The 9,204-nt window shown below is 72.6% G+C and carries 8 protein-coding genes; 4 read left to right on the plus strand and 4 right to left on the minus strand.

The window, feature by feature from the left end; translation table 11 throughout:
- Positions 1-22 precede the first annotated feature (22 nt).
- Entirely contained in the window at positions 23-2,008 is a 1,986-nt protein-coding gene (locus tag ACZ5GP_RS01985; RefSeq protein ID WP_468749067.1) for a transglycosylase domain-containing protein, read from the plus strand.
- A gap of 21 nt (positions 2,009-2,029) precedes the next feature.
- On the opposite strand, the gene ACZ5GP_RS01990 is transcribed toward ACZ5GP_RS01985, so the two are convergent.
- Entirely contained in the window at positions 2,030-3,364 is a 1,335-nt protein-coding gene (locus ACZ5GP_RS01990) for a polysaccharide deacetylase family protein (protein ID WP_468748908.1), read from the minus strand.
- Positions 3,365-3,701: 337 nt separating this feature from the next.
- Between ACZ5GP_RS01990 and ACZ5GP_RS01995 the strand changes: the two genes are divergently transcribed.
- The 3 genes from ACZ5GP_RS01995 to ACZ5GP_RS02005 all read left to right on the plus strand — a co-directional run bounded on the left by ACZ5GP_RS01995 (position 3,702) and on the right by ACZ5GP_RS02005 (position 6,835).
- Positions 3,702-4,457 carry a (5-formylfuran-3-yl)methyl phosphate synthase gene (locus tag ACZ5GP_RS01995; RefSeq protein ID WP_468748909.1) on the plus strand — a complete coding sequence of 252 codons (756 nt, stop codon included), beginning with the start codon at positions 3,702-3,704 and terminating at the stop codon, positions 4,455-4,457.
- 283 nt (positions 4,458-4,740) lie between these two features.
- Positions 4,741-5,844 carry an NAD(P)-dependent alcohol dehydrogenase gene (locus ACZ5GP_RS02000; protein ID WP_468748910.1) on the plus strand — a complete coding sequence of 368 codons (1,104 nt, stop codon included), beginning with the start codon at positions 4,741-4,743 and terminating at the stop codon, positions 5,842-5,844.
- Positions 5,845-5,923: 79 nt separating this feature from the next.
- Positions 5,924-6,835: a class I SAM-dependent methyltransferase gene (locus tag ACZ5GP_RS02005; RefSeq protein ID WP_468748911.1), complete on the plus strand. Its 912-nt coding sequence runs from the start codon at positions 5,924-5,926 to the stop codon at positions 6,833-6,835.
- 98 nt (positions 6,836-6,933) lie between these two features.
- On the opposite strand, the gene ACZ5GP_RS02010 is transcribed toward ACZ5GP_RS02005, so the two are convergent.
- From ACZ5GP_RS02010 to ACZ5GP_RS02020, 3 genes are all read right to left on the minus strand, one after another.
- On the minus strand, positions 6,934-8,190 hold the full coding sequence (locus ACZ5GP_RS02010) for an MFS transporter (RefSeq protein WP_468748912.1): 1,257 nt from the start codon (positions 8,188-8,190) through the stop codon (positions 6,934-6,936).
- Positions 8,187-8,738: a GNAT family N-acetyltransferase gene (locus ACZ5GP_RS02015; RefSeq protein ID WP_468748913.1), complete on the minus strand. Its 552-nt coding sequence runs from the start codon at positions 8,736-8,738 to the stop codon at positions 8,187-8,189. The genes ACZ5GP_RS02010 and ACZ5GP_RS02015 overlap by 4 nt, the downstream gene beginning before the upstream one ends.
- A 130-nt stretch (positions 8,739-8,868) precedes the next feature.
- Complete coding sequence (locus ACZ5GP_RS02020; protein ID WP_067045059.1) at positions 8,869-9,072, minus strand: MbtH family protein; 204 nt, start codon at positions 9,070-9,072, stop codon at positions 8,869-8,871.
- Positions 9,073-9,204 lie beyond the last annotated feature (132 nt).

A 9,204-nucleotide genomic window follows, 5' to 3' on the forward strand; every position in this document is an offset into this window, starting at 1 on the left:
CGGGGCGTGGTCGGACGGCACCATGTCCAGTGCCCTCGCCGGGGTGCGCGGCCGGCTCCGATGGCTGCGCCCCGCCTACCCCCGGCCGGGCCGTGCCGGATGGCGGCGGTGGATACCGTCGTGGCGTCAGTGGCTGGGCGCCTTCCTGTACTTGGTCCTCGGTGTGACCGGCTTCGTCACGATCGCGTACGCCGCCACGGACATACCGGATGATCTCAACTCGTTCGCCACGCAACAGGACAACGTGTACTACTGGTCCGACGGCACCGTCATGGCCCGCACCGGCTGGGTCATCAGGCAGGAGATACCGCTGGACAAGGTGCCGCCGAAGGTCCGGGGGGCCGTCCTCGCGGCCGAGAACGCGAGCTTCTACTCGGATTCCGGCGTCTCGCCGAGCGGCGTGCTGCGGGCCGCGGGCGCCGCGCTCACCGGAGGGGAGACCCAGGGCGGGTCGACCATCACCCAGCAGTACGTGAAGAACGTCTACCTCAGCCAGGACCGCACGCTGTCCCGGAAGTTCACCGAGGCGCTGATCGCCGTGAAGCTGGACAACCGGACGAGCAAGGACAAGATCTTCCAGGACTACCTGAACACGAGCTGGTTCGGGCGTGGCACCTACGGCATCCAGCGCGCCTCGCACGCCTACTACGGCAAGGACGTCTCGCGGCTCAACGCCAGCGAGGGCGCCTTCCTCGCCTCGCTCCTGAAGGGCGCGGGGCTCTACGACCCGGCCCTCGGCAAGGAGAACCACGAGCGGGCCGTCGAGCGGTGGAACTGGATCCTGGACCGCATGGTCGAGACGGGCCATCTCACGCAGGCCGAGCGTGCCACGTACAAGAAGTTCCCGGAGCCCACGAAGTCGGGCTCCGGCACCACCCCCGGCGCGCAGACCGGCTACCTGGTGGAGCTGGCCAAGCGGAACGCGATCAAGGCCGGGCACATCAAGGCCGCCGACTACGACCTCGGCGGCTACCAGATCCGCACGACCTTCGACCGGGGCCGCACGAAGGCGCTGACCGCCGCCGTCCGGGAGGCCGAGAAGGACTTCGACGCCAAGCGGCGGCCCGAGAACGACACGTACGCGAGGATCGGCGCGGCGAGCGTGGCCCCGGACGGCCGGCTGCTCGCCGTGTACGGCGGCCACGACTTCCTGAAGCAGGGCTTCAACCAGTCGAACGCGACGACCATTCCGGCCGGCTCGGCGTTCACCCCCTTCGTCTACGCCGCCGCGCTGGAGGACGGTGTGCGGCGCACCCGGGAGGGGGGCCGCACACCGGTCTCCCCGGCCAGCGTCTACGACGGCGACGACGGGATCGCCGTACGGACGCCGGAGGGGCCGTACTGGGACCGCAGCGGCAAGGTGGTGAAGGGACAGAACGAAGGCGGCCGCGACTGGGGCGAGGTGACGCTGCGGCGGGCCGTCGCCGACTCGGTCAACACGCCCATGCTCCAACTCGGTCTCGACGTCGGCCTCGACCGGGTGGAGAAGTACGCCCTGCGATCCGGGCTGCTCGAATCGAGCCTCGGGGAGCGGATCCCCGCCTTCGCGCTCGGGGAGAACTCCACGCCCAGCGCCATCCGGATGGCCGGCGCCTACCGGACCTTCGCCGACGACGGCATGCACACCGACCCCTACTCGGTGCGCTCGGTCACCCGGGCCGGGGACGCGGTGCCGCTCACCAGGCCGAGGCCCGCCCGCGCGATGTCGAAGGAGACCGCCCGGGCGGTCACGGACGCCCTGCGGACCACCATGACCGACGGGTCGGCCGAGGCGGCGGGCGGGGCGCACGCCGGCGCCGTGGGCAAGACCGGGACGACCACCGCGAACACGGCGGGCTGGTTCGTGGGGGGCACCGAGGACGAGACGACGGCCGTGGTCGTCTACCGCATGTCGCTGAAGAACCTGGTGCCGCTCCCGCTGACGGGGCTCGGCGGCGACGCCCCCGGGACGCTCGGCAGCGAGCGGGCGGTGCGCCTGTGGGCCGACTACGTCAAGGCGGCCAAGTAGCGTCGGGCGACCCCGGCGGCACTACTTCACCAGTGACTTCCAGTCAGGCGCCTGCGCGGGGTCGAGCAGCCGCAGCCGGTCCAGGACCTTCGGGTCCTGGACGTCGAGCCAGTCCGCCAGCTCCCGGAAGGACACGCAGCGGACGCCCTTGCGCGGGCAGACCTCCCGCATCACGTCCTCGACGGCGTTCATGTAGATGCCGCCGTTCCAGTCCTCGAAGTGGTTGCCGACGAACATCGGCGCCCGGCTGCCGTTGTAGACGCGGTTGAAGCCGTTCATGTACGACTTGCGGACCTGCGCCTCCCAGGCCGGGTACTTCGCCGGGTCGCCCTGGGTGCTGTCGCCGGACTGGTGGTAGAGGAAGTTGAAGTCCATGGAGAGGACCTGCACCTCTTTGCCCTCCATGGGCAGGAGTTGGAGGGGGAAGTTCCAGATGGAGTCGACCTTGGACGGCCAGATCTGGAAGTCCCCCGAGGAACTCGCGTCGTAGCGCCAGCCGAACGGCTTGATCGCGGCCAGCAGGTTCTTCTGCCCCTCCAGACAGGGCGCGCGGCCACCGACCACCTCCCGGTCGGGGTCGAAGGGCAGGGGTGCCTCCTGGGTGAAGCCGGTGTTGGTCTTCCACTCCTTCATGAACGCGTACGTCTGCTCGATCTCGCTCTTCCACTCCCCGGTGCTCCAGTCACCGCCGCCCTTGGGGCCGCAGAAGTGGCCGTTGAAGTGCGAGCCGATCTCGTTGCCGTCCTTCCAGGCGCCGCGCAGCTGCTCCAGCGTGGTCTGGATGTGCGGGACGGTGGGGTACGAGATGGCGGCCGACCCCGGGTTGTGCTGCGGCGGGCGGTAGAGCGATTTCTTGCTCTCCGGCAGGAGGTAGATGCCGGTGAGGAAGAACGTCATGTGGGCCTTGCTCTCCCGCGCCACCTGGCGGAAGTGGGAGAAGCGGTGGTCGTCGCCCTCCAGCGCGCCGTCCCAGGAGAAGACCACGAACTGCGGCGGCTTCTCACCGGGCTGCAGCTTCTTGGGCTTGAGCTGCCCGGGCTGCGGCCCGGCGTACGAGGTGGAGCCGTCGCCCAGCACCCGGACCTTGCCGTCCCACTTCTCCTCGTTCTTCTTCGCGCGCTTGGCGGCCCGCGCCTTCTCCGCCGCGTCGCCCGAAGAGGTGGCCGGGGTGTGCCGGGCATCGCCCCGGCTCCCGGAGGAGTCCCCGAAGGCGAGAACGCACGTGGTGGCCACCCCGCCCAGGCCGAGCACGGCCGCCACCACGGCCATGCGCCTGCGCTTGCGCGCCTTCTCGCGCGCCTTGCGGGCGGCGCGGGACTCGGTCCAGGCGGGTTCAGTGCCGGCGGGTTCGCTCACTGCGGTCCTACCCCGTGTTCATCGCAGCAGGGCCGCGCGTGAATTGTTTGTATGAATATAGGACCGACCGAGTGGTCTTCAGTACCCCGATCCGCTCACACCGCCCTTTCGGGACCGTGACACGGAGGCGAACACCGGGAGCAACGGTGCCAATGGGGCTGGTTTGTTCCGGTATGCACGGCGCATCGCATGTGCGTGTGAACGCCCCGTGAGCACGCTGTGCGCCCTTACGGTTCCTAGGGGTGACGTAAATGCTGGGCACACCGCACATGACTCAGGTGACCCCCGATCCCCCGGCCCCCGCGGCCGGGCGGATCGGCGGCGGAAGGAGTGCACGGTGTTGCTTCTCATCTCCCCGGACAGCGTCGAGGAGGCCCTCGACTGCGCGAAGGCGGCGGAGCACCTCGACATCGTCGACGTCAAGAAGCCCGATGAGGGCTCCCTCGGCGCCAACTTCCCGTGGGTCATCCGGGAGATCCGCGCCACCGTTCCGGCCGACAAGCCGGTGTCCGCCACCGTGGGGGACGTGCCGTACAAGCCGGGCACGGTGGCGCAGGCCGCGCTCGGCGCGGTGGTCTCCGGCGCGACGTACATCAAGGTAGGCCTCTACGGATGCACGACGCCCGAGCAGGGCATCGACGTCATGCGCGCGGTCGTCAGGGCGGTGAAGGACCACCGGCCCGACGCACTCGTCGTCGCCTCCGGTTACGCCGACGCGCACCGCGTCGGCTGCGTCAATCCGCTCGCCCTGCCCGACATCGCCGCCCGCTCCGGAGCCGACGCGGCCATGCTGGACACCGCGATCAAGGACGGGACGCGGCTCTTCGACCACGTTCCGGCGGACGCCTGCGCCGAGTTCGTCCGCCGCGCGCACGCGTCCGGCCTGCTCGCCGCCCTCGCGGGCAGCGTCAAGCAGGCCGACCTCGGTCCGCTGACCCGCGCCGGGACGGACATCGTGGGGGTGCGGGGAGCGGTCTGCGCGGGCGGTGACCGCAATGCCGGACGGATCCGGCCGCAGCTGATCGCCGCCTTCCGGGCGGAGATGGACCGGCAGGCCAGGGAGTACGCCGCCGACGTCCCGGCCACGAACTGACCACCGGGATGCGGAGAGCCGAAGTCGGCCGCGCCCCGCGCGCCGGGGCCGGATGGCCCGGCGGCCCGGCCGCCCGCACCACCGGGACGCGCGCCACGGCCGATGTCGTCGGGGCTCTCGGAGACGGTCTCGCACCCCGGACCCGGCAGTTCGGTTCCGTCCTTGCCACCGTCCCACCCGCACACGTCCCGGCCCTCGTCACCCACCGTGGCCCCCGAGGCGGTTGTGACCTGGGCGGACGCGCCGGGCCGTACCTCGCCCGCTGCCTGCGGCAGGCGTGGCGATGAGGTGCCGGGCAGCCGTACTGCGCGCGTACGACGCCCCGTTCACGGTCGAGGACGTGGTCCTGAGCAGCGAGCCGGCCCCCGGCGAGCTCCTGGTCGAGATCGCGGGCTGCGGGATGTGCCGGACGGATCTCGCGGTCCGGCGGTCCGGCGGCCGCAGCCCGCTGCCGGCCGTCCTCGGCCACGAGGGCGCCGGGGTCGTCGTGGGGGCGGGGAGCGGCCCTGACGCCGCATTCGACGTGGGCGACCACGTCGTGCTGAGCTTCGACTCCTGCGGGCACTGCCGCAACTGCCTGGCCGCGGCCCCCGCCTACTGTGACTCCTTCGCCTCCCTCAACCTCTTCGGAGGGCGCGAGGAGCGACCCCCGCGGCTCAGCGACGCGGCCGGTGCGGCGCTGGCCCCCCGCTGGTTCGGGCAGTCCTCGTTCGCCGAGTACGCGCTCGTCCCGGCTCGCAACGCCGTCCGGGTCGACCCCGCCCTGCCGCTCGAACTGCTCGGGCCCCTCGGCTGCGGCTTCCTCACGGGCGCCGGAGCCGTCCTGAACACCTTCCGCGCGGGTCCCGGCGACACCCTCGTCATCCTCGGCGCGGGGGCGGTGGGCCTGGCCGCGGTGATGGCGGCCACCGCCGCCGGCGCGCTGACCGTGGCCGTCGACCGGCGGCCCGGGCGACTGGCCCTGGCCGAACGGTTCGGCGCGATCCCGCTGCCCGCCGCGACGGCCGCGCTGCCCGAACGGATCCGCCGGCTGACCGACGGCGGCGCGCGGTACGCCCTGGACACCACGGCCTCGGGCCCGCTCATCAACGCCGCGCTGCACGCGCTGTGCCCCACCGGCAACCTCGGCCTGGTGGCACGCCTGCACACACCCCTGGCCCTCGAACCGGGCACGCTCGACCGGGGTCGCGGCGTCCGCCACATCTGCGAGGGGGACGCCGTGCCCGCGCTGTTGATCCCGCGGCTGACCGGCATGTGGCAGGCCGGTCGCTTCCCCTTCGACCAGCTGATCCGCACCTACCCGCTGGCCGACATCAACGAGGCCGAACGCGACTGCGACGCGGGCCGCGTGGTCAAGCCCGTCCTCCTCCCGGAGGGAACGAGATGAGGCGCGGCACGCGGAACCACGGCTTCCCCTCATGGCACACACAGACACCCCAGCCCTCACTCCCGTCAACGGAGGAACCATGGCCGGCACGGCGCCGCAGCGGACCGACGCGGAAGGTGTGGACGGAGGTGTGGGTCTGACCGCCCTCCTGGTCGCCGCCGCACGGGCGATCGAGACCCACCGCCACGACAGCCTCGCCCAGGACCCCTACGCGGAGCACTTCGTGCGCGCCGCCGCCGCCTGTGCGCGCTGGCCGGTGCGCATCGAGCAGGTTCCCGAGGGAGACGGCGACCCGCTGTGGGGGCGCTTCGCCCGCTACTTCGGCCTGCGCACCAGGGTCCTCGACGACTTCCTCCTGCGGTCGGCCCGCGCGGACGCCCGCCAGGTGGTCCTGCTGGGGGCCGGGTTGGACACCCGGGCCTTCCGGCTGGACCTGCCGTCCGATTGCGTCGTGTTCGAGATCGACAGGGCGGGCGTCCTCGCCTTCAAGCAGCGGGTGCTCACGGACCTGTCGGCCGCCCCGAGGGTGAAGCGCGTCGCCGTACCGGCCGACCTGCGCGCGGACTGGGTCAGCGCGCTGACCACCGCCGGCTTCGACCCCGCCGCACCGAGCGTCTGGCTGGCCGAGGGCCTCCTCTTCTATCTGCCGGGCCCCACCGAGACGTACCTCGTCGACACGGTGGACAGGCTCACCACCCCGGGCAGTGCTCTTGCCTTCGAGGCCAAACTGGAGAAGGACCTGCTGGCGTACCGCGACAGCCCGATCTACGTGGCGACGCGCGAACAGATCGGCATCGACCTGCTCCACCTCTTCGACGAGGGGCCACGGCCCGACTCCGCGGGCGACCTGACGGGCAAGGGCTGGTCCACCTCGATGCACACGCCGTTCGAATTCACCCGACGGCACCGGCGTGGCCCCCTCCCCGAGCCGAACGACGCGCTGGAGGGGAACCGGTGGGTGTTCGCGCACAAGCGTCGGCCGAACCGCTGACGGGCCGGCTCGGACGTGCCGGGCGGCCGACTCCCACGTAACCGTGCGGGAGGACAGGCGCGCGGGTGAAGCGCGTTTCCGCACCGGAAAAGGTGAGTTCACCGGCCGGGCGCCGGCACACCGAGGCCCTTGCTGCGGGTGGCCGTCACCGCGGCGAGGGCCACCAGGGCGGGGAAGACCAGCATGGCCGGTGCCGGATCGAAGCGGGCCAGGAGGGCACCGGCCAGGGCGGGGGCGAGCGCGGCGGCGGACCCCGCGGCGAACAGCACGCCGCTGACCACGCGCCCTTGCAGGTGGTCCGGTGTGACGGCGGCTTGGTGGGCGAAGAGCGCCGCGTTCGCCGTGGGCCCGAGGAACACGGCAGCGGCCAGCGGGACGGCGGCCAGCACGCTGCCGGCCAGCAGTGTGCTCACCGCCATCAGCGCGGCGGTCGTCCAGCACAGCACCCTCATCAGGACGGGCAGCCGCAACCGGCGTTGCAGCGCGGGGGCCACGAGGGCGCCGAGGAAGCCGCCCAACGCGAAGATCGTGCCGGCGAGTCCGACCAGGGCCGGGGGGACGCCCGCGTCGAGCAGGGCGAGCGTCATCGCGAAGATCATGCCGGTGAAGGCCATGTTCAGCGGCGCGGCGATCACCAGCAGGGCGCGCAGGAAGGGATGGCCGAGGAGGAAGCGCAGGCCCTGCGCCGCGGAGACGGCGGCGGGCCGGGCCGCCTCCTGCCGGGCCTCCTGGAGCGGCCGCCGGATGCAGGTGACGGCCACGAGGGAGAGCAGATGGCTCAGCGCGTTCCCGAGGAAGGGCAGGGCGCGGCCGAGCCCGAACAGCAGGCCGCCCAGCGGTGGACCGGTCAGCGAGACGGCGTACGCGCGCGCCTCGTTGCGGGCGACGGCGGCGGTGAGTTGCTCGGGGCGGACGAGGTTGCGCACCGAGGCGTGCTCGGCGGTGCTGAAGACGGCCGTGGCGGCGGCGCCGGCGATCACCACCGCGACGATCACCGGCAGGCTCGCGGCGCCCGTGGCCACCGCCCAGCCGAGCAGCGCGTACCCCGCGAGCCGCAGCACATCGCAGACGATCATCAGGCGGCGCCGGTCGACGCGGTCGGCGAGGACCCCGGCCGGCAGCCGGCACACCAGGGTGGTGACGAGACCGGCGGTGCCGACGAGCCCGGCCTGCGCGGGGGACCCGGTCTGCTGGAGCACCAGCAGCGGCAGCGCCAGTTCCACCATGGCGCCACCCAGGTCGGACAGGCACTGCCCGCTCCACAGCAGGTTGAAGTCGCGGTTGCGCCACAGCCCCGGCGGCCGGTCGCCGTCCGCCGTCCCGACGGTGCCCTCACCGACGGACGGTCGGCTCACACCGGGTCCCCGGCGGACGCGGTCCCGGGTGTCCCGGCGGCGCCCTCCGTGACCGGGATGACCATCATCTTCGTGACGGAGCCGTCGTCGCCGACGACATCCCGGACGTGGCGGAAGCCCATGCGGCGGCACAGGGCGAGGCTGGCGGTGTTCTCGGCGCCGACCATGCCGTAGGCCTCGCTGAGCCCGAGGGTGTCGCCGGCGTACCGGAGCAGGCCCCGTACGGTCTCGCCGCCGAGGCCGCGCCCCCAGTAGGCGGGGGCGAGCGCGGTGATGAGTTCATGGCCGTCGACGTTGCCGGTGGGTTTCACCTCGGCGTGACCGACGTAGGCGTCCGCGAGCCACAGGCCCCACACGTCGAACCGGTGCTGGGGGTAGACATCGGTGAGGATGGCGCGGAACACCTCGCGCAGTTGTGCTTCGGGCGCACGGTCCTGGCCCATCCAGCGGCACACCTCCTCGTCCCGCAGCAGCGCGACGAAGTGGTCCTCGTGTTCGGGTCGGTAGGGGACGAATTCCAGGCGTTCGGTACGCAGGACGGGGGTCATGGCGGCTCCTCGGGGGTGTTGCCGTGCGGTGGTGGGCCGAGGGCGGTGGGGCGCCGGAACGGCACTGGGCGGGGGGCGGGCGCCGGGCCGGCGCGGGTGCGGCCGGCCCGGCGGGTGGAGCGACGGGCGGTCAGGCCCCGGCGTTCTCCATGCGCTCGCGCAGGCTCTTGGGCCGCATGTCGGTCCAGACCTCGTCGACGTAGGCGGAGCACTCGGCCTCGGTGCCCTCCTTCCCGACGGGCTGCCAGCCCGCGGGCACCTCGATGTCGGCGGGCCAGAGCGAGTACTGCTCCTCGTCGTTGCGCAGCACCTGGTAGCGGGTGTTCTCGTCCATGTCGCCTTCTCTCATTGCCGGTTCGGGTGGTCGCTGGGGTTCGGGTGGTTGGTGGGGGCCGGTCGGGGCGCGGGGTGCGCGAGGGCCGTGCCGGGCGGTGCGCCGGGGCGGTACCTCGCGGGACCGGAGTGG

Source organism: Streptomyces sp. NPDC031466, assembly GCF_055581265.1.

What these genes read in the sequence shown, in the direction of transcription:
- ACZ5GP_RS01985 (WP_468749067.1), top strand. Translation starts at nt 23, where the DNA reads ATGTCCAGTGCCCTCGCCGGGGTGCGCGGCCGGCTCCGATGGCTGCGC.
- ACZ5GP_RS02020 (WP_067045059.1), bottom strand. Translation starts at nt 9,072, where the DNA reads ATGGACGAGAACACCCGCTACCAGGTGCTGCGCAACGACGAGGAGCAG.
- ACZ5GP_RS02000 (WP_468748910.1), top strand. Translation starts at nt 4,741, where the DNA reads ATGAGGTGCCGGGCAGCCGTACTGCGCGCGTACGACGCCCCGTTCACG.
- ACZ5GP_RS02015 (WP_468748913.1), bottom strand. Translation starts at nt 8,738, where the DNA reads ATGACCCCCGTCCTGCGTACCGAACGCCTGGAATTCGTCCCCTACCGA.
- ACZ5GP_RS02005 (WP_468748911.1), top strand. Translation starts at nt 5,924, where the DNA reads ATGGCCGGCACGGCGCCGCAGCGGACCGACGCGGAAGGTGTGGACGGA.